Origin of the sequence: Nostoc sp., assembly GCF_036917655.1 — a bacterium.
Lineage (GTDB): Bacteria > Cyanobacteriota > Cyanobacteriia > Cyanobacteriales > Nostocaceae > Nostoc.
In genome coordinates this window covers 1-25,813 of record NZ_JBALCY010000042.1, presented here as the reverse complement: position 1 = coordinate 25,813, position 25,813 = coordinate 1, and the positions used below count along the sequence as shown (strand labels likewise).

Annotated in this window: 27 protein-coding genes and 2 pseudogenes; 18 read left to right on the top strand and 11 right to left on the bottom strand. The window is 39.8% G+C overall.

The annotated features are described in order from the left end of the window. Positions 1–35 precede the first annotated feature (35 nt). Positions 36–476: an Rrf2 family transcriptional regulator gene (locus V7K30_RS15885; protein WP_335000749.1), complete on the bottom strand. Its 441-nt coding sequence runs from the start codon at positions 474–476 to the stop codon at positions 36–38. Positions 477–869: 393 nt separating this feature from the next. Between V7K30_RS15885 and V7K30_RS15880 the strand changes: the two genes are divergently transcribed. Then, complete coding sequence (locus V7K30_RS15880; protein WP_335000747.1) at positions 870–1,283, top strand: AbrB family transcriptional regulator; 414 nt, start codon at positions 870–872, stop codon at positions 1,281–1,283. A 287-nt stretch (positions 1,284–1,570) separates the two neighbouring features. Here V7K30_RS15880 and V7K30_RS15875 read toward each other — a convergent pair whose 3' ends face one another. Beyond that, positions 1,571–3,475 carry a chloride channel protein gene (locus tag V7K30_RS15875; protein WP_335000745.1) on the bottom strand — a complete coding sequence of 635 codons (1,905 nt, stop codon included), beginning with the start codon at positions 3,473–3,475 and terminating at the stop codon, positions 1,571–1,573. Between the two features lie 498 nt (positions 3,476–3,973). Here V7K30_RS15875 and V7K30_RS15870 point away from each other — a divergent pair, with 498 nt between their 5' ends. Together V7K30_RS15870 and V7K30_RS15865 are read left to right on the top strand one after the other, a co-directional pair. After that, complete coding sequence (locus V7K30_RS15870; protein ID WP_335000743.1) at positions 3,974–4,360, top strand: hypothetical protein; 387 nt, start codon at positions 3,974–3,976, stop codon at positions 4,358–4,360. 131 nt (positions 4,361–4,491) lie between these two features. Then, positions 4,492–4,750 (top strand): annotated as a pseudogene (locus tag V7K30_RS15865) (dehydrogenase); the annotation flags it as partial. 218 nt (positions 4,751–4,968) lie between these two features. On the opposite strand, the gene V7K30_RS15860 reads toward V7K30_RS15865, so the two are convergent. The 5 genes from V7K30_RS15860 to V7K30_RS15840 form a co-directional block, all read right to left on the bottom strand. Further along, the gene (locus V7K30_RS15860) at positions 4,969–5,406 is read right to left on the bottom strand and encodes a hypothetical protein (RefSeq protein WP_335000741.1); all 438 of its coding nucleotides are present in this window, start codon (positions 5,404–5,406) and stop codon (positions 4,969–4,971) included. Beyond that, positions 5,387–5,839: a Panacea domain-containing protein gene (locus tag V7K30_RS15855; RefSeq protein ID WP_335000739.1), complete on the bottom strand. Its 453-nt coding sequence runs from the start codon at positions 5,837–5,839 to the stop codon at positions 5,387–5,389. The genes V7K30_RS15860 and V7K30_RS15855 overlap by 20 nt, the downstream gene beginning before the upstream one ends. 233 nt (positions 5,840–6,072) lie before the next feature. Then, the gene (locus V7K30_RS15850) at positions 6,073–6,990 is read right to left on the bottom strand and encodes a WD40 repeat domain-containing protein (protein ID WP_335000737.1); all 918 of its coding nucleotides are present in this window, start codon (positions 6,988–6,990) and stop codon (positions 6,073–6,075) included. A 234-nt stretch (positions 6,991–7,224) separates the two neighbouring features. Continuing rightward, complete coding sequence (locus tag V7K30_RS15845; protein WP_335000735.1) at positions 7,225–7,533, bottom strand: type II toxin-antitoxin system RelE/ParE family toxin; 309 nt, start codon at positions 7,531–7,533, stop codon at positions 7,225–7,227. A gap of 2 nt (positions 7,534–7,535) precedes the next feature. After that, a complete protein-coding gene (locus V7K30_RS15840; protein WP_335000733.1) occupies positions 7,536–7,790 on the bottom strand; it encodes a ribbon-helix-helix domain-containing protein in 255 nt (84 codons plus the stop codon). A gap of 158 nt (positions 7,791–7,948) precedes the next feature. On the opposite strand from V7K30_RS15840, the gene V7K30_RS15835 reads away from it, so the two are divergent. After that, complete coding sequence (locus tag V7K30_RS15835) at positions 7,949–8,560, top strand: hypothetical protein (RefSeq protein ID WP_335000731.1); 612 nt, start codon at positions 7,949–7,951, stop codon at positions 8,558–8,560. A 126-nt stretch (positions 8,561–8,686) separates the two neighbouring features. On the opposite strand, the gene V7K30_RS15830 is transcribed toward V7K30_RS15835, so the two are convergent. Next, positions 8,687–9,055: a Dethiobiotin synthetase gene (locus V7K30_RS15830; RefSeq protein WP_335000729.1), complete on the bottom strand. Its 369-nt coding sequence runs from the start codon at positions 9,053–9,055 to the stop codon at positions 8,687–8,689. A 209-nt stretch (positions 9,056–9,264) separates the two neighbouring features. On the opposite strand from V7K30_RS15830, the gene V7K30_RS15825 reads away from it, so the two are divergent. The 11 genes and pseudogenes from V7K30_RS15825 (at position 9,265) to cas5 (ending at position 22,651) form a co-directional block, all read left to right on the top strand. After that, a complete protein-coding gene (locus tag V7K30_RS15825) occupies positions 9,265–9,501 on the top strand; it encodes a hypothetical protein (RefSeq protein ID WP_335000727.1) in 237 nt (78 codons plus the stop codon). Positions 9,502–10,062: 561 nt separating this feature from the next. After that, positions 10,063–10,308 (top strand): photosystem I iron-sulfur center protein PsaC, encoded by a 246-nt coding sequence (gene psaC / locus V7K30_RS15820; protein ID WP_334827542.1) that lies wholly within the window; start codon positions 10,063–10,065, stop codon positions 10,306–10,308. Between the two features lie 440 nt (positions 10,309–10,748). Further along, the gene (glmS, locus tag V7K30_RS15815) at positions 10,749–12,629 is read left to right on the top strand and encodes a glutamine--fructose-6-phosphate transaminase (isomerizing) (RefSeq protein WP_335000725.1); all 1,881 of its coding nucleotides are present in this window, start codon (positions 10,749–10,751) and stop codon (positions 12,627–12,629) included. Positions 12,630–12,761: 132 nt separating this feature from the next. Further along, a complete protein-coding gene (locus tag V7K30_RS15810) occupies positions 12,762–13,577 on the top strand; it encodes a TnsA endonuclease C-terminal domain-containing protein (protein ID WP_335000723.1) in 816 nt (271 codons plus the stop codon). A gap of 20 nt (positions 13,578–13,597) precedes the next feature. Beyond that, positions 13,598–15,835, top strand: coding sequence for a transposase (locus tag V7K30_RS15805; RefSeq protein WP_335000722.1), 2,238 nt, complete (start codon positions 13,598–13,600; stop codon positions 15,833–15,835). Next, positions 15,822–17,513, top strand: a complete 1,692-nt coding sequence (locus tag V7K30_RS15800; protein WP_335000720.1) for an ATP-binding protein — start codon at positions 15,822–15,824, stop codon at positions 17,511–17,513. The genes V7K30_RS15805 and V7K30_RS15800 overlap by 14 nt, the downstream gene beginning before the upstream one ends. After that, a pseudogene (locus tag V7K30_RS15795) lies at positions 17,506–18,453 on the top strand (TniQ family protein). The gene V7K30_RS15800 and the pseudogene V7K30_RS15795 overlap by 8 nt, the downstream one beginning before the upstream one ends. Positions 18,454–18,629: 176 nt before the next feature. Further along, the gene (cas6, locus tag V7K30_RS15790) at positions 18,630–19,331 is read left to right on the top strand and encodes a type I-MYXAN CRISPR-associated protein Cas6/Cmx6 (protein ID WP_335000719.1); all 702 of its coding nucleotides are present in this window, start codon (positions 18,630–18,632) and stop codon (positions 19,329–19,331) included. 93 nt (positions 19,332–19,424) lie between these two features. Continuing rightward, the gene (cas8a1, locus tag V7K30_RS15785; protein WP_335000718.1) at positions 19,425–20,978 is read left to right on the top strand and encodes a type I-MYXAN CRISPR-associated Cas8a1/Cmx1; all 1,554 of its coding nucleotides are present in this window, start codon (positions 19,425–19,427) and stop codon (positions 20,976–20,978) included. Between the two features lie 59 nt (positions 20,979–21,037). Continuing rightward, positions 21,038–22,024 carry a DevR family CRISPR-associated autoregulator gene (locus V7K30_RS15780; RefSeq protein WP_335000716.1) on the top strand — a complete coding sequence of 329 codons (987 nt, stop codon included), beginning with the start codon at positions 21,038–21,040 and terminating at the stop codon, positions 22,022–22,024. Further along, on the top strand, positions 22,025–22,651 hold the full coding sequence (gene cas5, locus V7K30_RS15775) for a type I-MYXAN CRISPR-associated protein Cas5/Cmx5/DevS (RefSeq protein WP_335000714.1): 627 nt from the start codon (positions 22,025–22,027) through the stop codon (positions 22,649–22,651). Positions 22,652–23,046: 395 nt separating this feature from the next. Here the strand turns inward: cas5 and V7K30_RS15770 are convergent, their stop codons facing one another. Genes V7K30_RS15770 through V7K30_RS15760 form a run of 3 tightly spaced genes read right to left on the bottom strand, consistent with a single transcriptional unit; the run spans position 23,047 to position 23,595 of the window. Continuing rightward, entirely contained in the window at positions 23,047–23,199 is a 153-nt protein-coding gene (locus tag V7K30_RS15770; protein WP_335000712.1) for a hypothetical protein, read from the bottom strand. A gap of 22 nt (positions 23,200–23,221) precedes the next feature. Further along, complete coding sequence (locus tag V7K30_RS15765) at positions 23,222–23,359, bottom strand: hypothetical protein (RefSeq protein ID WP_335000710.1); 138 nt, start codon at positions 23,357–23,359, stop codon at positions 23,222–23,224. Between the two features lie 5 nt (positions 23,360–23,364). After that, entirely contained in the window at positions 23,365–23,595 is a 231-nt protein-coding gene (locus V7K30_RS15760) for a hypothetical protein (protein WP_335000708.1), read from the bottom strand. Positions 23,596–23,772: 177 nt separating this feature from the next. Here V7K30_RS15760 and V7K30_RS15755 point away from each other — a divergent pair, with 177 nt between their 5' ends. The 3 genes from V7K30_RS15755 (at position 23,773) to V7K30_RS15745 (ending at position 25,753) form a co-directional block, all read left to right on the top strand. Further along, positions 23,773–24,090: a TniQ family protein gene (locus tag V7K30_RS15755; protein WP_335000706.1), complete on the top strand. Its 318-nt coding sequence runs from the start codon at positions 23,773–23,775 to the stop codon at positions 24,088–24,090. An 81-nt stretch (positions 24,091–24,171) separates the two neighbouring features. Beyond that, positions 24,172–25,218 (top strand): IS630 family transposase, encoded by a 1,047-nt coding sequence (locus V7K30_RS15750; protein ID WP_335000771.1) that lies wholly within the window; start codon positions 24,172–24,174, stop codon positions 25,216–25,218. 10 nt (positions 25,219–25,228) lie between these two features. Beyond that, positions 25,229–25,753 (top strand): TnsD family Tn7-like transposition protein, encoded by a 525-nt coding sequence (locus V7K30_RS15745; protein WP_335000769.1) that lies wholly within the window; start codon positions 25,229–25,231, stop codon positions 25,751–25,753. Positions 25,754–25,813 lie beyond the last annotated feature (60 nt).

Below are 25,813 nucleotides of genomic sequence, written 5' to 3'. Positions count from 1 at the left end.
CCAAAATCCAAAATCCAAAATCCAAAATTGGTTAGCTAAACCACAAAACTAGCTTCTTCCCCAAGGGAAGCTTGCCAGCTACGAGCATCGTAATAAAGGTCTGCCAGAGTAATACTGTACAAAGCTTCTTTGAGCTTTTGGTTGAGTCTCTGCCAGAGGCTAAATGTTACCCAATCTTCAGCTTGTGTAGGTGCTGGGGTGTGATGGGGTAAATGGCCAGTCTCGCCAACTGCTTCTAAAATTTGTCCTATAGATATTTGTGCAGGCTCTCTTGCCAATTGGTATCCGCCGATGCTACCACGAATTGATTTCACTAATCCAGCCCGACGCATTTCTATTAGTAGTTTTTCGAGGTAAGGAGCTGGGATATCTTGGCGTTTGGCGATCGCTCTCACAGATCCAGGGCCATATCTTGGCTGTAAACTCAAATCTAGCAACGCCTTCACACTGTAGTGTCCTCTGGTAGTTAGTTTCATTTTGGCAAGCTTTGTTGTTTAGTCAATAGTCCAGAGTCTAAATATTGACCCTTGACCCTTAACCTTTGACTAGGGATCAGTTTTACTTATCATTTTGTGACTCAGTTATCATCTAAAGCTTGTAAACAACCTTTTGAACGTTAGTTTAGAAAACTTAAACAAATATAGTCTAGCAGTGATTCACAAACTATATATATAGTTATCAGCATTGCCAGCATTGTCTAAAATAGATTGTCTTGGCAATATTGTTAATCACATAACAATTGTGCATCTGAGTGTAATATACTTGGCTAGGTTGAGATAAAAACTAAAGGATTATGTTCCTATTAGCTCAACGTCAGCTAAAATAAAATCGATTCAAACACTTCAAACATTCCTTTTCGACCTAAGTTGATGCCTAAACTGAAAAAAATTGAACCCCTACTCGGTGATGAACTGCTCAAAAAAGTCAAAGAGCTAGAGAGTGAGAGCAAGGAAGACAAAGCCAAAAAGTGCGGCTACTACACCATTACCAAAAACGGTATAGAGCGCGTCAATATGATGAAGTTCTTAAATGCCCTAATTGATGCCGAAGGCATTCAGTTGGACAGTACACCCAGTGCTAATGGGCGTGGTGGACGCAGTGCTAGCTATAGAATTAGTGTGCAATCGAATAATAACTTACTTATAGGTTCAGCTTATACAAAACAGATGAATCTTAAACCAGGCGATGAGTTTATCATCACTTTAGGCAAAAAGCACATTCGTTTGCGACAGGTAGACCCAGAAGATAGGGAAGGTGATGAAGCCATAGAAGCCACGGCTTAATAATATAGTCAAGAGTCCACAGTCAACAGATTTTAGATTTTGGATTGACCCCACCAATAAACGGATGGGGCTTGAAGATTTTGAATTTTGGATTTGTGTCACCCACAAGGGGTGAAAGCGCGTAGCGGGACGTTAGTCCGGCATGAACCTACAAATCGGCTTTTCTTCAATCTAAAATTGGCAGTCAAGAGTCATTAATCAAAAGTCCAAGATTTTTGATTAATGACTGGAGCAACCCAAACGTCTCCGGCTTTGCTCTTTCTTAACTGGTGACTCTTGACCCTTGACTAATTATTAATAACTATATCTGTAGTGGGTAAGACTGGTAAATAGTGGCGAAGTGCCTTGCGCGTAACTGCTAAATTGCAGGTGAATGCAATTTGCTCTCTTTCTAGTAAACCCAAAATGCGATCGGGTTTGTCTCGTGCTACCACTGGTAATTGATGCAAACCTCGAAGAGTCATGCGGTCTAAAGCCTCAGATAATAGTTCATCCTGCCATGCGTAGAGAATTTCAGTAGTACAAATGTCTATAAGGGTTTGACTGGATAAATTATCTGGAATTTCAGTTAGCGAATTTGGGTAAGTTTGCCAAAGAGCAAGGGCATGGTTAATATCTTCTAGAGAAAGTATACCAACTAATTGCTCTGCTTCATCAATTACTAAAGCACTGCGGACGCGATCGCGTGTCATTTCCACAGCTGCATCTAATACCCCAAGGGTTGCAGGTAACTTTTTTGGAAAGGGGTGCATCGCATCTTCTACCAAAATTTGCTGCACAATTTCCGCTTGTTCATCTTTCAATTCCGAAAGACCAATCTGTTGTAGATTGGAGTTAGAGTTAAAAGTTGGTTTAATCCTTTCCACTAGCCAAACACTCAAACCCACAGCTGCCATCAACGGTAAAACAATGCGATAGTCGCGGGTTAATTCAAACAGCATTAAAATAGCCGTTAACGGCGCTCTGACACTCGCAGCCAGCACTGCTGCCATTCCTACCATTGCGTAAGCTGGGGGAGCCGCCATCTGATCGCAAATTCCTGGGAATGCCACAGCCAAAATCTTGGCGTAAGCCGATCCAAAAGAAGCACCTAAAAACATTGCTGGTGCAAACAAACCGCCAATGAAACCACTACCCGCACTAATTGCAGTCATCAATAGCTTTATTACCAACAGCACCACCAACAGGTAGAGGGGAAACTCCACATCCTGAAGCATTGCTTCTACAGTTTCATAACCCACACCTAGAATTTGCGGGAAGTGCAAAGCAACTGCGCCAATCATCACACCGCCAATAATTGGATGAATTGGCTCAGGAATTCGTCCTAAAAAGGCAAAACCTGGAACCTTTCCAGCAAAGCAGGCTTTTACCAAACGAATTGATTGAGTATAAGCCAGAGAAACTAAGCTGGCCCCTAAACCCAAGCCCAGGTAAAGGGGTAATTCCAACAGACTGCGGACTTGGTAAGCAGGTAAATCAAAAGCAGGTTGTGCCCCCAAACCAATTTGGGCAATTAATGCTGCTACCACCGCCGCTAACAGCACCACACTCACAGCAGAAGTAGCGAAAGATGTAGCTCCCATCACCACCTCTAGGGCAAAAAATACTCCAGCGATAGGAGCATTAAATCCAGCAGCAAGTCCAGCCGCCGCGCCAGCACCCAACAGCAAACGTTGTCGTTCTTGAGATACATTCAGAATCACAGACAACAACATCCCAAAGTTTGCACCAATTTCTACACTCGGCCCTTCTGGCCCCAAAGAAGCACCGCTTCCCAAGGAAACAGATGCGGCCAGCATCTTCGTAACTGGTCGTAGTGGTCGCTTAATCTCTGTTCCTTGAGAGGCGGCGATGAGAGATGAAAGTTCAGGGCCAAAGTCTTGAGTGCGCCAGCGCATCAAGCCAACGATTAATCCGCCAAGGGTGGGAACGCAGGCTAAAGTCCAAGCACCCCAGACGCCGATTTGACCCATTAAATTTTCCAACATCAGCTGGTGAATCAGCTGGATTAAATAGTGAAAGGTGACTACACCCATACCAGTACCACCCCCAATGAGCATGGCTAAAAACAGCACAACGGTTTCTGGGGATGGTTGAAAACGATTAATTAGGTGAGCTAAATGAGCGGAAGGTGTAGGAAAGGCAGGTTGTTCCGTTACCTTCCTCAGTTGAGTGGGAGGCAAGAGAGTCATTGAGAGGCGGGGTAAATGTAAGAAAAAATTTAAATTTTTATCTGTTAGTTCTCATTGTGAGCCATTATTTAGCAACCAGACAAGTAGACTTTATTTGCTTGATTTATAAAGCTTTAGCAAAAAATGTCATTGTGCAAAATTTTTGTGGGGAGAATGGTTAAATGGGAGACAATAATTATTTGAGGGTCAACGATGCCTAGTTTGGGCGTAGCTAGCTGCGGCTAGTGGGGTGCGAGTGAGCGCCAACGCTATTCTTTCTAGAGACAACACAGTTTTTGTGGGCTGGGTGGACGCACCCGCAAACATTAACTAGGAGTCATCCTTGCCTAAATCTAGCTATACTCGTGTTGCGACCATTGAGTCATCCTTGGTAGTAATACAATGTATGTGTGATTTATGGCTGATGTCAGACCATACTTGGAAGTCTGCTAAGTATTGATCCCAATTCAATATAGCTATTGTTATAGAGCGAGTAAATGGACTAGGCGGACGAGGTAAATGAATATACACACCTTTGATAATCATTATGTTACTTGCCCAATTTGCCAACGAAATGCTACGCCCAAACCAGTTAAAACACGCATGGGCTTGTTTTGCTGTCCCTATTGCCAGGAACGGTTAGTAGTCTGCCAAAGCGGTCATTATGTCCGCGATCCGTTTACTTGGAGACAATTGATGATTGCTTCGTCGCTACGTCGTCAAAGCCGACCTTTAGCGAGGATTATCAGAGATTTTGTCTTGCTGAAGCGTCCGATGGTAGCCTTGGCTGTCGGAAGTGCCATTTTTTTTAGTGCGATCGCCCTGACTCAGGAAAAGACAAGCTACGATCGTCAAATCTTTCCCACAACAGAGAAAGTTAATGAACTCGGAAATAAATCTCAGTAAATGGATTACTTTGGTATAAATCAAATTTTACTTTGATTTTTGTAATATTATAAGAAAATACTCCTGTAAAATCTTGTCTTATTCGCCCCAAATAGGACACGGTTTTACATTATGTCCGCTTAAAGATCCATCCTGGTGCAACAATCAACTTATTCGGTGGATGTCCACGGGATACCAGCATTACCGTCAACACAGAACGGCTACACTACAGCGAACTTACTATAAAAGGCGTGTTTCATAATATACCGGAGTATATGCGATCGGCGTTATCACTGTTAGCTAGTCGCAAAATTACCTTTGAGTTACTTATTAGTGAACATTAAAAGATTTAGAACAGGTGTTTGATCAGATAAAAGCGCGTCAGTGATTAAAGTGGCGATGATTCCTTAGTATTTTGGCAGCTAATTCACAGGGCACATTACAATGACTAGATATAGTTAGGCTAAAGCACTATGCCTCCTCAAGTCATTACCCCAGTATTGATGATTGAACCCTCGTCATGGCTACGCTCTGGCATCACCATCGAGAAAGTTGATAATGTTAAAAGGTTTAAAACAGATGTTTGGTGACATGAAGGCGCGACAGGTAATTAACGTAGCGATGATTCCTTAATTTTTTGCGAGGGACAGCAAATGATCTGGGTCTAGCCAAACAATATAGAAAATCTCGTTAATAAAGAACCCATGAACTCTACCATGTTCATTTGAGGAGATGGAAAACTGATATGGTATGTCAACTAATTGTTCTTCATTCGGCAAACCAAATCCGCTCTCGCTGGTATCTGCCCACTTGATGGGATGACATCTGAGGGTACTGCTACGATTCACTAACAACTCTTGAGCCGTTAGGCTAGATAGAGCTTTTAACCGATCAAGCAAGGTCAGCCAGTAGATTACTTCTTTTTCGCTACAAGAAAACTTGCTGTTACTGTCCTGATAATATTTAAACGAAAAGCTGATGCCTTGAGGTGGCTTCAGCTTTGTTGGTTTAATACCTGATGTGCCGTCTTTGGCAACCTCAGTCTTCTTAATCCTTTTCTTCGGCACGAGATCCGTAATACTTCTTCATCCACTGTTTCTGAATAACTTCGTTGGAAGGTTCATCAGGTGGGAGATTTCCTCTAGCCAAATTCCAGGGTGTCTCGGCATGAGTCATCTGTTCTAGTTCATAAGCATCACAGGCAAAGTACTCTTGTGCAACCTCATCTAGAAACTCTTGAACCTCTTGGGGTAATTCCGGGTTAGCATCCTCTAAAATTGGTTGCCATCCAAAAAGCTTATACTTCTGGTACAACACAGGTATCACAGGCCCATGTATCCAGGCTTGAAAATCTTCTTGGAATAAAGGAGTGTCATTGAGTGCAAGATGCCAAGCCTGAGCATAGTACACAAGCTTTTGCAGCTTTAGATTACTAATAAAAAAGCCTGTTTCATTTGCTAACCAGATAAAGTAATCTGCTACGTTAAAACATGACAACACTACAACCACCTCCTTCAGCCTGCTAGATAATAGCTAGCCTTTATTCGCTTTCATACATCAGCTTACAGAGTTATCACAGCAAGAGCTATGAATAATTTCCCTGTTTATTATAGTTTAATTGTACTACTTTAAGCTTCTACCTAGTGAATCGTAAAACCACAGCAGAATTCAGGAGCGGAGTCGGAGAAGCTCCGCCTTCGGTCAGAAGTAAAATTTACTCTATATCTGACAACTTATCCACGCTGCCAAATCTTGATGCTTCTATCATGACTACTGCTAGCCAAAAATTTTCCATCTGGACTGAAAACAACAGACATAATGTAGGACTCATGACCAGAGAGAGTACACATTTCTCTCTTGGTTTTTAAGTCCCAAATCTTAATTTCCTTATCATCACCCCCACTTGCTAACATCGTGGTGCTTGGATCAATAGCCACACATACTACTGCCTTAGAGTGACCTTGCAGAGTCTCTTCGCGCCCACTTGACGCATCAAATAATCGAATAGTTTTGTCGTTACTCGCACTTGCTAAAAGTTGACTGTTGGGACTGAAAGCGATTGAACGGATATTATGTGAATGGGCAGAAAATTTACGCGCCAACTGTCCAGTTTGCACATCCCACAGTGTTACAGCCTTGTCCCATCCGCCGCTAGTAAGTACTTTCCCATCAGGGCTAAATGCAACTGCCTCGATAATTTGAGGATTTGAGTTAGATAGAGTTTTAATCTCCTCTTTAGTCGTCAAATTCCACAGTTTCACATCTCCATCATTGCTGCCACTAGCCATCAGATTGGTAGATGAGTGAATAGAGATTGAGGATACTTCATCGTAGTGGCCAAAAAGCGTTTTAATTTTTCTGCCACTTGTCACTTCCCACAGATTGATAGTTCTGTCGAAAGAAGCACTGGCAAGAATGTCACCATTGTTGTGGAATGCGACTTGGCGAACAGGGCCTTTATGACCAGTAAGTGTCTGGATCTCACGCATTGCTTGCAAATCCCACAACTTAACTGTCTTATCGTCGCTGCCACTAGCTAACAAATGCCCATCAGGGCTAAAAGCAACAGAATTCACACCAGACTGCAATCCTTGATGTCCCGTGAAAGTTTGAACGCATCTCCACTGTGCTGCTGTAAGCCATGACACCATAAATGTACTCCTATCTTTTCTGGACTTAAGGGAGCAAACTTTTCTCGTTCAACCAATCATTGCGAGTCAGCAAGCTCATTCATAGTGTTCCCAGTCAGAGTAGGACATCTAACAACTATTTATAGTAAAGTAGTTTTGGTAAAGTGGAGTCTCGCCTAGTATTAACCATAAAATTTTTTTGCTTCCACTTTTGTCTTCAAAGTTTTTGATGCTGTTGGTAGAGGTTCTTATTAATCATATGTCTTCTTCAGGATTTGCAAACAGAGATTTTAAGTTACGTCTGCCACTGACAACTCTGACAATTTCAATTCCGTCACTAGTAATGATGTAAAAAATAATATCCCCATCCAGTGGAAGTCCTCTTAGGCTGGGACGCAAATCCTCGTATTGTCGTCCCATATTGGGAAAGCTAACGAGTTGTTGACATTTTTGATTAAACGCATATAAAAGTCGCTCACTAGCTTCAACATTTTCTACCGCGAAATAATCTGCGATCGCTTGTAAATCACGAGAAGCAGGGAGTGAGATAATGTACCGATTCATTCCTATTTTGCTTGCTTCAACTGTGTTAAAAGCTGATTCACAAAAGTTTCACCATCAATCCCTTCTCCACTTTCAAGTGATGCTATGCCTTCATCAATTTTGGTGCGAGTTTCTTCAAGCCATCCTTGGTAAGAAAGAGTCTCTTCTGCTAAAAGGCGTAATGCAGTTTGAATTACTTCATCAACGCTGTTAAATCTACCTGTTGCTAGTAAAACTTGAATTATTTGTTCTTGCTCTGGGCTAAACGTAATGCTCATAACGATTCCATCCTTGGCTTTTTCTATGATAGAGCGTTGATAAGTAAGATCCCTGATGTCTTAAGTTGGGTTGACGCTTGAAATAATCTTGCTGAAAAACGGGAAGACTATGGTTACTCCCGAATGGGGAAATTTCCATGAAAGTCCTCAACAGCAAAATGCTCAATAAATCTCTGCTTAACTGTTTGATTTTGCCTTTTTCTCTAGTGCCCTGGTTGTGCGTGGGAACGCTTTTTGATTCCAAAGTTAATGCTTTACCAGGGCAAAGTACAGAGGAAGTAGGCACCTGGATTAAAGCACATCCCACACTCCGCCCCAGGAGTGGGGAGCAATTGTTTGTCCAAAAGACTGATACAGCTGCCCAACGGTTCACTTTTCAAGCGTCGGTATTGCCTCCCGGTAGGGTAGAATTTTCTAAAGACCGTAGCAGAATCCGTAGTGAGCGCATTGCCATGTATGATGCCATTAACGGCATGTCATTTGTGCGTCTCCAAGAATCCTTGCGGGTGATTTATGGTTTGGAGATTTATCAAGACTACGATCGCGCTCAGGTAGTCTACCAGTATCCCAACCAGAGCGTAATTAACTCGGCGCGTCTTGCTAAAACTCCGATTCGGGAAGCTTTAAAGGGAGAATTACGAGTAGGCGATCGCTATGTATATTGGGTAGAAATTGCCCAACCCAAGACTGGCAAAGCTTTTACCGGTCAAATGACGATTTTGCTCAAAACTGACCTAGACAAGTTAGAAAGGGAACTGCAAACTCGTTAATAGGCATTGGGCATTGGGCATTGGGCATTGGGCATTGGGTATTAATTATTCTCCCTAACTCTCCGTGCTTACCCTGCTCCTTCACTCTTTTATCCCTTCTCATTAAAGATTACTAGAATTGGTGTTCTAGAGCTTCCCTAACCCTATAGGAGCTAGGGTTTGCCATATACCCGAAAAGATACTTTCAGATGCTAAGGAAATTCGGAGCAAATCTTCCTTGAATAGTGGCGGCCAATCTATCCCGGCTTTACGCCCTGCGGCAAATAGCTGTTGCGCCTTAATGCTTAACTGATAAAGGGCCAAAGCCAGTTCTCGGTCTAGGTTCTTTGCATCTTTGAGGGCTTCAAACACCACTTTCAATGCCAACAAAATTGAGGTGATCTGACCGGGTACCGGCGGTTTCCCCTGTTTCATACGCGTTAACAGCGCATCTGGGTTTTCCTCGGTTATGATTGTCTGATCTATGAGGAGTTTCCGAGCTGTTTCGTAATTCATGTAGTCAGTTTAGCGTACATTTTGCTTCAGCAGGAATACTTAATTAAAAAGTCATAAAAGTGGCTTTTGGTTATTTATAGCAATTTCATTTGATTTATGAAAAGATAGGCGTGGGGAAAATGATGGGGAATTTGCGATGCTCTAGGTTAACCAGATAGACTGAATATAATATCTTTGAAAAATACGCCCCGCTTGGAATCAAAATCAAAATGATCTCACAGAATTTACTAGAAATTGAGCGCTCCGTCCTTGCCTTGTCTGTGGAAGAACAACTTTGGCTGCTAGAAAGCATTGCTCGACAAATCCGAGAGAGTGAGTATAAAAAAGATAAATTGGCTGATGCGAAAAATCCCGAAGAACAATTGGAAGTGATGGTTAATCAGCCAAAGATTCCAATAGAAATTGCTGCGATAAATGATGAGTTTGCGATTTCTGAAATCCTCTGACATGTAAGAGTAAAAATTATGAGTTTGCCAGATTTAAGAAGTCAAATATACAAGTTATCGGTGAGCGATCGCTTAGAATTGCTGACTGCGATCGCCCGTTCACAACAACACGATCATAAAAAGCAGTCTCTTAATTGATCATCTGTGGTATTTGGCAGTAATAGCGATCGCAAAATCAGATTATTACCCATAAAATTAATTTGGCACTTTTGATTAACAGTTAACATTTTGTTATGGATTGGCTCTATTCATGGTACATAGTTGCCAATCAATAGATACCATAGAGAACTTCTGCATCTAGTGTTGTAGATTGACTTTTGTTTCATTTGTCTTTACGATTCAACCGGATTATGGTATGTCACTGTGGTAAATACGCTCCGATGATGTTGCTGATTAATAAGTCAATAGGGACAATCTCGCAAAAACAAATATCAAGGGTGCTCATTACATTGTTTGAAGTTATGTAGCCTTTTGATTACAGCCTATCAACCACTGCGGTAAACTATGCGTTGATTATGATTCTTTCGCAGAGAAGAACACTCGGAAGGAGCGGCTTTTTCAATGTCTCATAACGTAAAAATCTACGATACCTGCATTGGCTGCACCCAATGCGTCCGCGCTTGCCCTACTGATGTACTGGAGATGGTTCCTTGGGATGGCTGCAAAGCTGCTCAAATTGCCTCCTCCCCCCGTACAGAAGACTGCGTGGGCTGTAAGCGCTGCGAAACCGCTTGTCCCACCGACTTTTTGAGCATCCGGGTTTACCTGGGCGCTGAAACAACTCGCAGTATGGGTCTGGCTTACTAAAAAGCGCTCTGATCGCGAAGCGGGTCTACTGCCCAACCTTTCTTTCTAGGACGGTTGCCTCCTTTGGACACAAGGGAGAGGCGCAAGCCTTTGCGCCTCTCGGCAGTGATATAAACGCATCAAAGAAAGCCTCCGCACCCTGCGGGAAGCAAGCTACAGAGTTTTCGCTGAGTCCTGAGTCCTGAGTCCTGAGGCAAAATGAAGTAAATCAAAAAAACAATTTCTTGATTCTTCACTCAGCATGGGCTACGCCCCGCTACGCTAACGGAACTCAGAACTCAGTCCTCAAGAATTTTAAAGTTTCTTAATACAAAGCACCTTTAGCAATACCTAGTGGTAAAGGGAGTAAATTACTCCCTTTTTTCTTTGCAAAACGTCGAGTTTGTGCTACCAACTATAGATACTGGATTTAATAATCCTGAAAAAAAGCGGTGTGAACAATGTGCGGAATCGTTGGATATATAGGCACACAAGCGGCGACAGACATTTTACTGGCTGGGCTGGAAAAACTAGAGTACAGAGGCTACGATTCTGCTGGAATCGCCACTATTTGGGAAGGTGAGGTTAATTGTGTGCGGGCAAAGGGCAAACTCCATAACCTGCGTTCTAAACTCGAACAAATAGAAACCCCTGCCCAAATTGGTATTGGTCACACACGCTGGGCAACTCATGGTAAACCAGAAGAGTACAACGCCCATCCCCACATGGATATGGCAAAGCGAGTGGCGGTGGTGCAAAATGGCATTATCGAAAACTACCGCGAGTTACGCGAGGAACTCAAAGGAAAAGGATACGAATTTCGTTCTGAAACCGATACCGAAGTCATTCCCCATCTGATAGCCGAATTTTTAAAGAATCTTCCTCCCTCATCTTCCTCATCTCCCTTCCTAGAGGCAATTCGTCAAGCTGTTAACCACTTGCGCGGGGCATTTGCGATCGCAGTTATTTCTGCTGACTACCCCGATGAATTGATTGTTGTCCGCCAACAAGCACCGTTAGTAATTGGTTTTGGGCAAGGGGAGTTCTTTTGTGCGTCTGACACGCCTGCGATCGTTGCCTACACCCGTGCAGTGTTACCTCTGGAAAATGGCGAAATTGCCCGCCTCACACCTTTGGGCGTTGAGATTTACAATTTTGCTGGCGACAGGTTGAAAAAACAACCCCGGTTGCTCAACTTCAATCCTGCAATGGTAGAAAAGCAGGGATTCAAACACTTCATGCTCAAAGAAATCCATGAGCAACCAGGAGTAGTAAGAGCTAGTTTAGAAGCTTACTTTAATCCAGGCGAATCTACCGAATTGCCAATCAATCTTGGTTTACCTGCGGATTTATCCACTGATTTAGAACAAATTCATATCGTCGCCTGTGGTACCAGTTGGCACGCAGCATTAATCGGAAAATATTTAATCGAACAATTAGCAGAAATTTCAACTCAGGTACATTATGCTTCTGAGTATCGTTATGCACCATCACCCTTGACATCTAACACGTTGATTATTGGTGTTACTCAATCAGGTGAAACTGCTGATACCTTAGCAGCTTTGGCGATGGAAAAAGAACGTCGCCAGGGAAAAGAACCCAAATATCAAGCGCGACTACTGGGTATTACTAATCGACCGGAAAGCAGCCTTGGTGATATGGTACCGCATATCATCAGTACTCTAGCGGGAATTGAAATTGGGGTAGCGGCGACAAAAACTTTTACCGCCCAACTGATGGCCTTTTATGCATTGGCATTGGATTTAGCAGCTCGTCGTCAGACAGTTTCAAAAGATATTTTAGAGAAAATTATTAACGGGTTGCGGCAGATTCCCGAAAAAATTGAGGCAACCTTGGAAACTCAGGAACATTTAACTGAACAGCTAGCCCACGAATTCGCCGAAACCAAAGATTTCATTTTTATAGGTAGGGGAATTAACTTTCCTATTGCTTTGGAAGGCGCGTTGAAATTAAAAGAAGTCAGCTATATTCACGCCGAAGGGTATCCGGCTGGAGAGATGAAACATGGCCCGATCGCTCTGTTAGATGCGAAAGTACCAGTAGTTGCGATCGCAATCCCTGGTAGTGTGTACGAAAAAGTTATTTCTAATGCCCAAGAAGCAAAAGCCAGAGATTCTCGGTTAATTGGCGTGACTCCCGTCAACGATGGTGAAGCGGCGGAAATCTTTAACGATCTTCTTCCTGTCTCTCATGTGGACGAGTTACTTTCTCCCCTGCTCACAGTAGTTCCTTTACAATTGTTCGCTTATCATATTGCCGCCCGTCGCGGTTTGGATGTCGATCAGCCAAGGAATTTGGCTAAAAGTGTTACAGTGGAGTAGTATAATTTTATACGTGTAATTAATTGTAGAGGAATAATAAAGTCGTATAACAAATAATAAAGTTATACAATACATAAAAAAGTTGTACAATTTATCCTGTAGGTGTGTATGTGAGCATCTACAGGAGTTTTTATGGCTAGAAGCAATCAAGATTGGACGCAAGCCAAGTTTGAGCGTTACTTCAAGGAAGGGCGTGGTCAGGGTAGCGGTAAAGACTATCAGCCTTGGATAAAGATTCAGGATTTTCCTTCAAAGGGTCGTGTTTCCAGACCTCCAGGTTGGAAAACAAACCGAGAACATCATCTGTTTTCTGATAACGAGAAGCGGCTATTTTATGTGTTTGAGTGGTCTGATGCGATTGTAGATATAAGAGAGCAGTTTCCTCTACTTGACCTTGACTTATCAATGAGTATCGCAGAAGAAATGGCTATTAACCATCCCAAAGACCCTCAAAGGAATACTCCCTATCCTTTAACCACGGATTTTATGCTTTCTGTCAGGCAAGGCGAAAAGATAGTCCAGAAAGCACGAACATTTAAGCTAACCAAGGATTTAGGAAGTAAGTCTGTAGCTGAAAAATTTGAGTTAGAAAAGCGTTACTATGCTGCCAAAGATATTGATTGGGGAATAATTACAGAAAAAGAAGTTCCTAAACTATTAGCGGAAAATATTGAGTGGGTTCATACTGCTTATAAATTAGAGGAAAATGCAGATATAAATCTCGAAGAACTACGTAATATTGCCAACATTTTAAAGTCCAGGCTTCAGGAAGCTGATTCAAGCATCAATCGAATAACAACGGGTTTAGATAAAGACATGAATATAGAGCCTGGTACATGCCTCTATCTTTTTAGACACCTTATCGCTCGGAAAGAAATCATTATGGATATGTTACTAACCAAAATATCTAGTTCCCCTTCTTCAAAAGAAATTAAAAAGATTATTTAAAAAAATACGAGGTGCTTTACATGATTAATGAATTATTTGTCAATGACTTGATTGAATGGATTGATGAATCAGGTAATAACTTCGTAGAACGAGTTCTTTGGATTGATGAAGGATATACTATAGCCTTTGTTTTTGATATAAATACTAAAACAGGATTTCCAGAACCTAAAAAAATTTCAGAGATTATAGAAGCTATTTCTGATAGTCGTGCATTGAAGCTTAAATCAGATCCGTGGGCAAGAATAGTCAGAGATGAAGATTTGTCAGAGAAGGAAAAAGAACTGAGAGATAGAGCTTGGCAAATAATTTCATTTATCATTACTCAAGAACCCTCGGTTTACTATCGAGATTATAGAGGTGCTTTAGTTCAGCAGACTATTGAAAAATATAATGCAGGTAGAAGTAAAGGTAAATTAGTAGAAATAAGTGTTTATAAATATTTAAGAAGATTTTGGCAGAGGGGTAAAAATAAAAATGCTCTTCTGCCTGATTATGCAAATTCTGGTGGTAGAGGAAAACCTAAAACATCAGGAGACAAGAAGAGAGGAAGACCAAGAAAATATGCACATGACCAAGAAATTGGTACTGGGGTAAATGTCACAGAGGAGGATAAAAAAATCTTTAGATTTGCAGTTACTAAGTTCTACAACAATCCTAAAGAGAATTTTTTAACTACTGCTTATAATTTGATGATACAAAATTTTTACCATGAGGATTTTTATTATGATGAGAATGGAGTGAAAAAAAGCATTTTAATCCCTCCAGAAAAACAACCTACATTTACTCAGTTTAAATATTGGTATGAAGTAGAACAAACTGATATTAGGAAGACTATTATATCTCGTAAAGGTTCTAGAAAGTATGCTCTTGAGTATCGGGCTATTACAGGAACCTCACAAATGGAAACGATGGGGCCTGGGTCGAGATATCAAATTGATGCCACAATTGCAGATGTATACTTAGTATCAGAATACAATCGCAACTGGATTATTGGTAGACCTATTATCTATGTGGTTATTGATGTTTTTAGCCGCATGATAACGGGTGTTTATGTTGGCTTGGAAGGGCCATCTTGGGCAGGAGCCATGATGGCTTTAGCCAATGCCGCTACAGACAAGGTAGAGTTTTGCCGAGAATATGGTATTGAAATTTCTGAAAGTGATTGGCCATGCAAGCATGTTCCTGATGCTATTTTGGGCGATCGAGGTGAATTAGCAGGCATGAAGGTAGAAACATTAATCCCTAATTTAAACGTTCGCATTGAAAATGCTGCTCCTTATCGAGCAGATTGGAAAGGTTTAGTTGAAAGACAATTTCGTATTATTCATGGGTATGTAAAACCATTTGTTCCCGGTTATATAGACACAGATTTTAGGCAGAGAGGAGGGCATGACTACCGCCTTGATGGCAGACTTGATATAGAAGAATTTACTAAAATAATTATTTTTTTAATTCTCCAACGGAACAATCATGACTATTTAAGTAATTACAGTAGAGATGAGATGATGATTGCTGATGATATAAATCCGATACCCAGAGAACTGTGGGAGTGGGGAATAGCAAATCGTTCTGGTAGACTCAGAACTTTTCCAGAAGATATTATCAAGTTAAACCTAATGCCAACAGGGCAAGCAACAATTACTGCTCGTGGTATTAAATTTAAAGGAATATACTATACCTGTGATAAAGCAAGAAAAGAATTTTGGTTTGAAAAATCTAGAAGTGGTTTGCTTTCTAAATCAGAAAAATCATTGAATGTTTCATATGATATTCGCCAACTCAACTATATTTATGTGCGCTCTCCCGATGGCAGAGATTTTGAAAAGTGTTTTCTTTTAGATTCACAACAAAGATACTCTGATAAAAATTTACATGACATCGAATATTTACAGGCATCTGAAGAACTGCAAAAACAAAAAATTTACGGTAAACAGCTACAAGGAAAAGTAGATTTAATAGCAAACATAGAAAGTATAGTTAGTAAAGCTAAAGAAGAGACTGAAGAAGTTTTAGATGACAAAATCAGTAACAGAAAAAAAGTTGCTGGTATCCGAGGTAATAGAGCTTTTGAAAAAGATAAAAGGCGTGAAAGTGAGGGATTTGAACTAGCAAAGCAAGAAAAAGAAAACATTATTGAAACTATAAATAATCAGCCTTTGCCTGAAGATGAAGATTCAGAGGCATCAAAATCATTGCAGCCTGACCACATGAATTTATTAAGACGCAAGAGACAGGAGCGAAAACGTGGACAGGAATAATGAGGGTGAAGTTGTTAGGATTCCTGATGGAGAATTAGCGGTTATTGCCAAATACATAGACCAAAAACTTCCAGAGTATAACGCTAACCCATTGATTCAGGCGCTACCTCCTATCCTTTCAGCAGACGAATTTATAGATAAAGTAACAAGAACGCCAGATTTTGATGATGAAGAGAGAAACCTAGAAGCTCGTTATAGATTTCATTGCATCGAGAGGCTTTCTAGATACTTCGATCCCCAAAATAAAACTGTTGAATTACAGAAGAGAATTTGTGCGCTTATAATGACTGGCTATCTGGCTCGGAATGTTCTAAAGCCTGAATATGCAAGTCGCTCTAGGCAAATTTATAATGCAATAAAAGACGGAGGAGGTAAAAACTTAGAAAACTACGTTAATCTTCCTACGTCTGCTTCCGGTTTAACCCTGATTGGCCCATCAGGAATGGGGAAGTCTACAAATTTTCAAAATATTCTTAATTTGTATCCTTCAGTCATTCTTCACCCTAAACATAGTGTCTACCAGATAGTTTGGTTAAAGGTTGATTGTCCTCATGCCGGTTCTTTGAAGGGTCTGTGTACTGATATTTTTCTTGCTGTTGACAGGTTGTTGGGTACTAACTACTTCAAAAAATTTGGTTCATCGCGCAACTCTGAAGATTATATGCTTGCTCAAGTTGCTCAGATTGCCCATACTCATCATTTAGGAGCTTTGGTCATAGATGAGATGCAAAATCTTGTTACAGCAAGAAGAAGTAGCTCCGATATGTTGAACTTTTTAGTAAAAATGGACAACACCGTAGGAATTCCAGTAATTCGCGTTGGCACGAATGAGGCTTTTCCCATTCTTCAAGGAAATTTTAGAAATGCTAGGAGAGGAACGGGAGAGGGAAGTGTAATTTGGGACACAATGGCAAATGATGATGAATGGTATTTTTTCATGGAAGGGATGTGGGACTACCAATGGACAAAAATGCCAATTCCTTTCTCAGATGAAATTAACGAAGTTTTCTATAACGAAAGTCAAGGAATTATTGATATTGCTGTCAAGCTTTACAAGATGGTTCAATGGAGAGCTATCTCAATAGGTGGTAAAGAAACTATTACTGTTGAGCTAATTCGTCAAGCTGCTAAAGATGGACTATATTTAGTCAAGCCAATGCTAGATGCTATTAGATCAGGTGATAAGGAGTGGATGATTAAGTATAAAGATATTGCTCCTCTAGAAACTACAGAATATGAAAATAGATGTCTATCTGAGATTGATTCTAAAGATTTGAAAGAAATTCGGAGATTAGCCAGGAAGCAGCAGACTCAGCATAAGATATCGCCAAAGCTAAATTATGTAATTATTGAGCTTTTGAATTTGGAAGTAGAACCTGTTAAAGCAAAAGAATGTGCAGAACAAATAATGATTTCTAGTGATGAAGATGAAGACATTATATTGTTAGTCAAGAAAGCGTATACTCTTGCTTTGCAAGAAGAAAAAGTAAATGAGAGTCTTGTAAAGACAAATATAAGGAAAGCTAAATTAAAGCCAAAATATCAAGGAAATGACATTCGACGAATTGTTGAAAATGCCAACAAGGAGAAAAAATCTGCATACGAAGATTTGAAATTAGCTGGTATAATCAAAAATCCAGTCGAAGATTTTATAAATATTTCGCTTATCGATGCTTAGTTTCTTCCCAACTCTGTATCCAGATGAACTTTTGTATAGTACTTTAGCTAGATACCACATTCGGAGTGGTAATAGAAGTTTTAAGCAAACTGACTTAGACTTATTCGGTTACAGTTCTCAACAAGTATGCAAGATTACTTTAACTAATCACTTAAATTATTTAGTTAAAAACTTACCTTTACGTTCCTACCAAACAGTCGGTAATTTACTGCGAAATCATACTTTATACCCTTTTTATGCAACTTTCTTAATGCCACAGGAAGCTTGGTCATTAAAAGACTCAATGAGTAAAAAACTTAGTGGTTCTATTTTAGAGGTTGCTAAGGTGGCTAATGGTTCTAGTGGTGAGTCAAAAAAATTTTAAAAATTTTGCCCTGAATGTTTAGAAAAAGATACCCAACAATATGGTGAGCCTTACTGGCATAGAACACATCAAGTACCTGGCATATTGGTTTGTCCAACTCATGGTGTCGTTCTGTGCGATAGTTCTGTTGCACTTGAATCGAAAGGCATACATTATTATGCTGCAAGCTTAGATAATTGTTTAGTAGTTACTGATATAAAAAGTTTGGCAAATCAGACTTTAAAAACACTGTTCACGCTGACAAATGATATTAACTTGCTAATTCATAGTAATTTTGCCTTTAAAGGCTTGGCTTGGCTTCGCACTCGGTACCAGCGTTACTTAGTGAGTAAAGGGCTATTGCAAATCTTTTCTGCTGGGAAGTTTAAATTTGACGAATATGGTTTTTCAAAGCTTATATTTGATTTTTATGGTCAAAAATCTTTAGAAGCTCTCAATCCAAAGTTAACCCAACATCAAGGTAAATATTTCTCCCATTGCTTGCTTGGATGTGACTTAAATCCAGCTATTGACCGGATCACTCATATCTTGATGATAAAATTTTTAGCAAATTCTATAGAAGCATTTTTTCAGTAGGAAAGTTCACATATAAATATTTTTATGTATATTAATATAAATCAATAAAAAGTTACTAAAAATTATCATGTTTGCTTGTCATTTTAAAGTAATCTCATATTAATCACTAAGATAGCCTAAGTAATAATTTAGTTGCCTCAAATATCGTGTATTTGCTTAAAGATAGGGTGCTAAAGATGATTATTGATTGCAGCTTACCTACGCAGATTGTTCCAGAGTCACCTTTAAACCTAACAAAGCAAAGAAAGCTTTTAACCTCTCAGTTACCATACATAGATTTAATTTTTAACCTGATTGGTGAGACAGTACCTCTAGACCACGGCTATGAGCTATTTTCTGCGATCGCTCATTTTGAACCTGAACTTCATAAATTAGATACAGTTGGAATTCATACTATTGCAGGTATTCCCAAGGAAGGCGTAATTCAGCTAACTAAAAATTCTAGGCTTCGGATTCGGCTACCGATGGATCAAGTGCGTTTGGTTTATCCATTAGCAGGTAAACCCTTGAGAATTGGCAAGCATACAATTCGCTTGGGGATTCCTGAAATTTATTTGCTTGAGCCTGCTGAGAGACTGCGATCGCGTATAGTGATTATCCAGGGTTATCAAGAACCGGAATCATTTTTAGCAGCTGCACAGCGTCAGTTAGAACAACTAGGTATCCAGGCAAAAGCTTTTATTACTAAAAATGCTGATGGTAGCCCAAAACGTAGAAGTATTAAAATCAAGCGCTTTACGGTTGTGGGTTTTGGGTTAGAAATCATTAATCTCAGCAATGAAGATTCGCTAACATTGCTCAGACATGGCATTGGGGGAAAGCGCAAGATGGGCTGTGGCCTTTTTGTACCAGTGAAGATAAAGGGAAACGCAAGTTAAAGCTGGTTTTGGCTACTACCCAATATAAGTATGAAACCGTTTATCTTCAATGAATCTAAATAAGTTTTTGAATCTTTCCCAGAAATAAATAAGATGTCTGTAGTGGCTAGTGTCGTCAACCCCAAAATTCAGTTAAATTTGGGCGATCCAAGCATAACTTGGATACATCGTGTTGGCATAGCAGGACTTTGGATGACGCTCAAGCGACTAGAAAAATTATACCCAATACCTACGGGACGACCTGGTAATTTAACTTGGTTGCTGACTCCTCGCAGCATCAGCCTCCAATGGCAAGGGCAGGATTTCATAGTTTTAGACTGGTTGCTAAAGCAATCTTTTCAGATTAATGAAGAAGGTCTAATTTCGCTGACAGGCATAAATACGCATTTAATCAACACTGAAACCCAAATTAATATTCACTTGGGAATCACGGCAACATTCCTCCAACATAATCAGGTTGTTAAATTTAAGGGGAAAAAATCTAAGTCATTAAAAGTTGATAGTGTTGATGGCATAGAAATAGATGTTGAATATAAGAAAGCAGTTTCCTATGCTCATCAAAATTTTGCTAAACAACTCTGCGATGAACAAGGTCAATTCTTACAGCAGTCAATTGGCGTAGTAGGTTGGCTGTATCCGGGATCTGTAGTTCGTCATGTCGCTTTTACAAAAGAAACTAAGTTTGAAGAGAAACCACAACTGGCTTTTGCTCTTTTATATGCTCCTGTTGCTTGCCACTACTTTGTATTGCGATCGCATACTCAACCGCAACACCCACAGTATGCCATAGTTATACCTGAAGTGACTAACTTAGAAATTTATGCCCAGCAATACTGGAATTTAGGAAACTTGGATTACAAACATTTCCATGTATCTAGCTTAGGAGATGCCGCATTAAGATTCCTTACTTACAAAACAACTATAGAGTTGGCTATACCCAATCAGGTAAAACGATGCCAAGTAATATTATTTGGAACGGTAATTTGGTCAAAGCAGCAAAAAACTCGCACAGAAATAGCAGTAGTAGAAGCGACTGAAATAATTGAGATTATCTATAAGCTAAGTTGCATCTCTTTTTCAGATTACAGAATTATTAAATATGAAAATAAAAATTTTATTATTAGCAATGTGCTTAAAGGAATAATTGCTGATAATTTAGTAAAAGGCTTTCTCTGGTGGAATAATTTTGATATAAAAATCCGAAATGTTAATTTATTGAAAGTAATTCTTTCTGAAGATAAAGGAATATACGAAATGATTGAACACTCTCAATGGGATATAAATGCTCAAAAGCTATTTATTCAAGCTTGCCATGAAGCATTGAAAAAAATATATGCTAAGATTTACGACCGGACAAAAGAAGGTCAATATGCTCAAATTGAACGAGAAAATATACGTATCTTATCGCAACTAGGACGATGCACGAATATTGAAAACTTCCGCAAATTCATTGCAGAGTTTTGGGGAAAAGCAGGACAACTTTCAATTCTAGAAGAACATTGGGAAGAATTACTGCCCTTAATATCAGGAATAATGGATTGGAAGGTTGCCAGAGATTTAACTTTTATTGCTATTGCTAGCTATCCAAAAAGCAAGACTAATAAAAATAAAAAAATCTTAGAAGAATCTGACTTAGACAATGAATAAATATGTATTTTTTTTGATTTAATTACTGAAAAAGTATTCATCCTTTAGGTAACTTTCAAATGTTTCATTTATTCGGCAATATTTTGGGCAATATTTTGACAAATTACGGAACCGCAGCTAATAACCGTGGGGAAAATGAAGGTAACATAACTCCCTTACAAAAATTAAATTGGAAAGGTGAAGTTCATACTAGCATTTCATCTGAGGCAATTCGTTGGGCATTACGGTACTACTGGCAAAATATTGGCTATCCCGTGAATCGACGTTGGGATGAGAATGCTCAACCAGTAGCGAATCATGTTTTGCAAGACCCCAACTTTGATGATATTCGCTTCATTGATGATGATATTTTGGGATTTATGCAGGCAGAAGCAGCAAAAGTGGAAGCGTCAGATGAGGCTGAAGGTGAAGTAGAGGAAACATCTCAAGATGATAATAAAAAAAGTTCTAAAGGTAAGGACAAGCAAACTTCTCCACGTAAAGGCAAGCAAAAGCCTAAAGGGAAAATAACTGCTAGACGAGGTGTATTAGAAGTTACTCGTGCAGTCTCAATGATACCCTTTATGGGAGACATTACCTTTAATGCTGTTAGTGGAGTCAAAGGACGAAATTCTCTTTATGCCACAGAGATTCATGCTACTCGTTATCAATATGGTTTTGCATTAACACCCGATAGTCTTAAAGATAAATCTCGCATCCATGCTGTTCTAGATGGTTTGGTTTCGATTGGTGAAGTGGCGGGAAATCATGCCCGCTTTTTGTATGATTTCTCCCCTGAAAGTATTGTACTGCGGTGGACACATGATTTTTCACCTCGTTTTCTATATTGCTTTGAGCAAGACGAACTGGGAAATATGTCAGCATCAAACTTAGTGCGACAGATAGAAGTAGGAGATATTGATCCCAAAGAATTATGGATTGGAGGCTTAATTTCTCAGGGTTTAGAAGACTTAGGAGCAAATGTGTTTCCTGGAGTGAAATCCGCGGTCAATGCGCTAAAACAAGTCATTTCTGAAGATTTACAGTTGTCATCGGGGAGGGACTAAGTGACGACAATTGCTTTGAAAGTTGAAGTACCTATTGCTTGTTTTCGTCACTCCCGTGCTAGAGAATACGCTGAAACATATCCAGTCCCTCCACCTTCTACAGTGTACGGGATGTTGCTTTCTCTGATTGGTGAGACAAATCGTTATAGACATTGTGGAACTCAATTAGCGATCGCACTCTTGTCTAAACCAGATAAATCTATTGTAATTCGGACTTTTCACAGGTTTAAAACCAAAGATATCCACAACCCTAAGAATGTTAAACCTGATTACCAAGAGTTGCTAACGAACGTTGAGTTTGTAGTTTGGGTAAAAACAGACAAAGCAAAGCCTACTTTACTAGAACGTTTGCAGCAGGCATTTGCGAACCCAGCTTCTATTAATCGATTTGGTGGACTGTGTTTAGGTGAAAGTCGGGATCTAGTCAATACTGTTACCCTTTTATCTGAGAACTATCATGCTGAGTCGCTGTGGTGGTTAGTTATAGATGAAGATGGTTCGCTAACTCTACCCTACTGGGTTGACCATGTTGGGTCTAAGAGAACGCGCTGGCAGTGTTATGAGCTTCAAGAGTCCCAAGTATGGCAACCACCGAATTTATCGTGGACTACAATTCAAACTAGTTGAAAAATGAGGATATTTAGATTTTGACAGGGATATCTGCTTGTTATGCCGACACAAAGAGATAAAAAGTCGGTATTCTTTACTGAATCAGCAATCTAGCGCTTTCACCATGATTTAGGATGCTTGCAATTCCTCAGAAAGTTTTAATAATAAGCCTTCTGAGCGTTGTTAAGTTAGCCTAGCCCATTAAATTTTGCAAATTTAGTGCCTCCTAATGACAGGTGCTTGTAAGATTATCTACAAGACCTGATGGATTAACGTGTTTAGCCATCGCCGTTCTTTAACATTAGATGTCGTAAGACGTTGAGCATATTCCTTGAAGCGTTGGTATCTGCTTGCTGTATTATGTTCTTTAACATTAGATGTCGTAAGACGTTGAGCATCGACTGTCTATAGCTTTACGCGATCGCACTTTCCAGTTCTTTAATATTAGATATTGTAAGACGTTGAGCATCAAAATGCCCAAGTTGCAAAATTGAATTTAACCTTACGCCGTTCTTTAACATTAGATGTCCTAAGACCTTGAGCAGGATTATGCTACTCTTTGTCATAGCTTATACTTCAAATCCCCTCTTAACTGGAAATTTTTGCACGGATTTGTTCCCATTGCTCAATCTGCTTCCGTAGTTGCAATTTGCGATCGCTCTCAACTGCACCAAGACCAGTAAACAAACCCTGACCATTCAACTGATCGCGGTAAATAGCAATCAATTCGGTCAGTGCTTTTTTACAGCTTCCATCTCCTCCTCTGTGAAGGAATTTATATCTAGGCAAATCAGTCGTCTGCCAATTCTCTCCACAAGCTCCGACCTGCTTAGATCAAAATTAGAGGCGATCGCATCTAATCCTTCAATACCAGTGGGAGTAAGGGCTAGGTTGACCCTTTTCTTAACCTCGTCGTACATCTCTGGTACGTCTTTTTGTCCTTTCTGCCCTTTCTTTCCCATTAGTACCGAGCTATTACACACCTCCTAAATCATAGTCAACAGCAAGGACTACAGGTAGATTCTATAAATTGCTCAAAGAGATTTAGTTATTGTGTAATACCTAAATTGATGATAAAATAGGCGTTGTATAATACCTAAAGCCTTGATGATAGAGGATAAAAATCCTCATAATTTTGTTTGCTATGGAAAATTGGTGTGGATAGCGATCGCCACAAATTTGAAACACTCTGGAATTTACAAAAATATCTTTTCCGGTTTCAACATGAGAAAGAATCTATGCTTGGCTTTTTTCCAGCCCCTTATCCAGATGAAATTTTATACAGTATCTTGGCTCGTTACCACATTAGGAGTGGTAACACCAGTCCAAAAATAACTCTAAAGGAGCTATTTAATTCTCAAGGTGTAATAGCTACTGTTGACTTACCTTCTAACCTGAATTCGTTGATTGAAAATCTCCAATTTATCTCGAATTATCAAGTAGAAGATTTGATATAGCAATCCTAAATGATTTGTGAGAAAATACTGAAAAGAGAGGAGAGCAGCAATTAAGACAAAGTACAGGGGGTAGCAATGTGGATGCAATCATTAGAAGCGTTTATCGATCAGAGCCAAGATAAACGTGAAGTCAAGCGAGCGATCGCAGTCAAGATGTTGTTCTCAGGATACAATCACGAAGAGATTATGGCAATACTGGGTGTTTCCTCTGGTTTTATCAGTAAGTGGAAAAAGGCATTTTTTCAAAGCGGAGTTGAAGGTTTAAAGCTGGCGCACAAAGGAAGTTTAGGACTGCTGAATACTATTCAACGTTCGGAGATAATCGAATGGCTGCAATCTAAATCTCAATGGACTATTAATGAGTTAGAGTACCACATCGCTACCAAATACGAGGTAACGTTTGAATCAAAACAAAGCTACTATGATTTGTTTAATGAAGCGAGAATTAGTTGGAAGAAAAGTCAAGCAAATAATCCCAAATACGATTCAGAATTAGTAGAAGTAAAAAAAAAAGAAATTTGTGACCTGTTGTCCGTGCGCCGGGACGAAATTGATTCTGGAGAGCTAGTTATATTCATGGTTGATGAATGTCATCTCCTATGGGGAGATGTATGTGGTTATATTTGGGGTAAGACAAATGAGCGAGTATCAATTCCAGTTGTAAATACCCGTGATAAGCAAACGTACTTCGGTGGACTAGACTATAAGACCAAAGAATTTTTAACCTATCCCGCTCAAAAAGGTAACTCAGAAAATACGATTAAATTCTTGGAATATTTGCGATCTGCTGAAAGCAGCAGCGCTTCGCTATCGCAACGCCCAGGAGCAAAATTGTTAATAATTTGGGATGGTGCAAGTTATCACCGTTCACAGCAAATTAAAGATTATTTGGATTCTTTAAATAATGGTTTAGAAAGAGAAGAATGCTTGATAAGCTGTGAAAGATTTGCTCCCAATGCACCGCAACAAAATCCTGTAGAAGATATTTGGTTGCAAGGAAAAAGATTGATTAGAGAGTTTTATTTTTTCTGCCATTCCTTCTGTGTTGTCAAAGCTTTATTTGAGTTATCAGTACATTGTCAAATTTTTGACTTTGATAAACTCCACGAATCTGGTGTTTTCTCATGAATGATTTAGGATTGCTATAGAAATCCTAAAGTTAGGTCTACGAGAGACAGCAAGACGGCTCAATGTCGATCCCAGAACAGTAAACCGTTATACTACCGTACTTAAGCTAAAAACTTCTTGGAAATCTTCACAGGAAAATCGGCTAGTAGACTTACAGGAAGTTTTAGACTCAAATCTAAATTTAGCCAGCGATCGCAAAATAAAATACCGGGAAGCTTGGAAAGCTTTACTACAGCAGTATCCAGAGGCATCGAAAACTACTCTCAGGGCATTAGCTAAGGCAACATATATTTGGCTATACAGAAACGATAAAGAGTGGCTCAACAAAAATTCGCCTTCTTTAAAAGTGCCTCTCCCTTGCGTCGGTAAAGTTGATTGGGCAGAAAGAGACAAGCAAGTTCTCGAAAAGGTAAAAAATGCTGTCCGATCGCTTCTGAGTGCAGAAAAACCCGCGAGAATAACTATTGGCAAGATAGGCAAAGCTATTGGCTTACTGGCACTAAGTAAGTCGGCGGGAAAATTTATAAGTATGTAACGAAAAGTTAAAGAGAGCTATTTGAGTTAAATTTAACACGTTGTGTACTGTAGTTTCCTT

Excerpts from the sequence above, each read along its gene's own strand:
- V7K30_RS15780 (WP_335000716.1), top strand. The coding sequence starts at position 21,038 with ATGTTTCATTTATTCGGCAATATTTTGGGCAATATTTTGACAAATTAC.
- cas8a1 (WP_335000718.1), top strand. The coding sequence starts at position 19,425 with ATGTCTGTAGTGGCTAGTGTCGTCAACCCCAAAATTCAGTTAAATTTG.
- V7K30_RS15830 (WP_335000729.1), bottom strand. The coding sequence starts at position 9,055 with ATGAATTACGAAACAGCTCGGAAACTCCTCATAGATCAGACAATCATA.
- V7K30_RS15850 (WP_335000737.1), bottom strand. The coding sequence starts at position 6,990 with ATGGTGTCATGGCTTACAGCAGCACAGTGGAGATGCGTTCAAACTTTC.
- glmS (WP_335000725.1), top strand. The coding sequence starts at position 10,749 with ATGTGCGGAATCGTTGGATATATAGGCACACAAGCGGCGACAGACATT.
- V7K30_RS15885 (WP_335000749.1), bottom strand. The coding sequence starts at position 476 with ATGAAACTAACTACCAGAGGACACTACAGTGTGAAGGCGTTGCTAGAT.
- V7K30_RS15870 (WP_335000743.1), top strand. The coding sequence starts at position 3,974 with ATGAATATACACACCTTTGATAATCATTATGTTACTTGCCCAATTTGC.
- V7K30_RS15805 (WP_335000722.1), top strand. The coding sequence starts at position 13,598 with ATGATTAATGAATTATTTGTCAATGACTTGATTGAATGGATTGATGAA.
- V7K30_RS15880 (WP_335000747.1), top strand. The coding sequence starts at position 870 with ATGCCTAAACTGAAAAAAATTGAACCCCTACTCGGTGATGAACTGCTC.
- V7K30_RS15750 (WP_335000771.1), top strand. The coding sequence starts at position 24,172 with ATGCAATCATTAGAAGCGTTTATCGATCAGAGCCAAGATAAACGTGAA.
- psaC (WP_334827542.1), top strand. The coding sequence starts at position 10,063 with ATGTCTCATAACGTAAAAATCTACGATACCTGCATTGGCTGCACCCAA.
- V7K30_RS15760 (WP_335000708.1), bottom strand. The coding sequence starts at position 23,595 with ATGGGAAAGAAAGGGCAGAAAGGACAAAAAGACGTACCAGAGATGTAC.
- V7K30_RS15840 (WP_335000733.1), bottom strand. The coding sequence starts at position 7,790 with ATGAGCATTACGTTTAGCCCAGAGCAAGAACAAATAATTCAAGTTTTA.
- V7K30_RS15810 (WP_335000723.1), top strand. The coding sequence starts at position 12,762 with ATGGCTAGAAGCAATCAAGATTGGACGCAAGCCAAGTTTGAGCGTTAC.
- V7K30_RS15825 (WP_335000727.1), top strand. The coding sequence starts at position 9,265 with ATGATCTCACAGAATTTACTAGAAATTGAGCGCTCCGTCCTTGCCTTG.
- V7K30_RS15835 (WP_335000731.1), top strand. The coding sequence starts at position 7,949 with ATGCTCAATAAATCTCTGCTTAACTGTTTGATTTTGCCTTTTTCTCTA.
- V7K30_RS15875 (WP_335000745.1), bottom strand. The coding sequence starts at position 3,475 with ATGACTCTCTTGCCTCCCACTCAACTGAGGAAGGTAACGGAACAACCT.
- cas6 (WP_335000719.1), top strand. The coding sequence starts at position 18,630 with ATGATTATTGATTGCAGCTTACCTACGCAGATTGTTCCAGAGTCACCT.
- V7K30_RS15845 (WP_335000735.1), bottom strand. The coding sequence starts at position 7,533 with ATGAATCGGTACATTATCTCACTCCCTGCTTCTCGTGATTTACAAGCG.
- V7K30_RS15770 (WP_335000712.1), bottom strand. The coding sequence starts at position 23,199 with ATGACAAAGAGTAGCATAATCCTGCTCAAGGTCTTAGGACATCTAATG.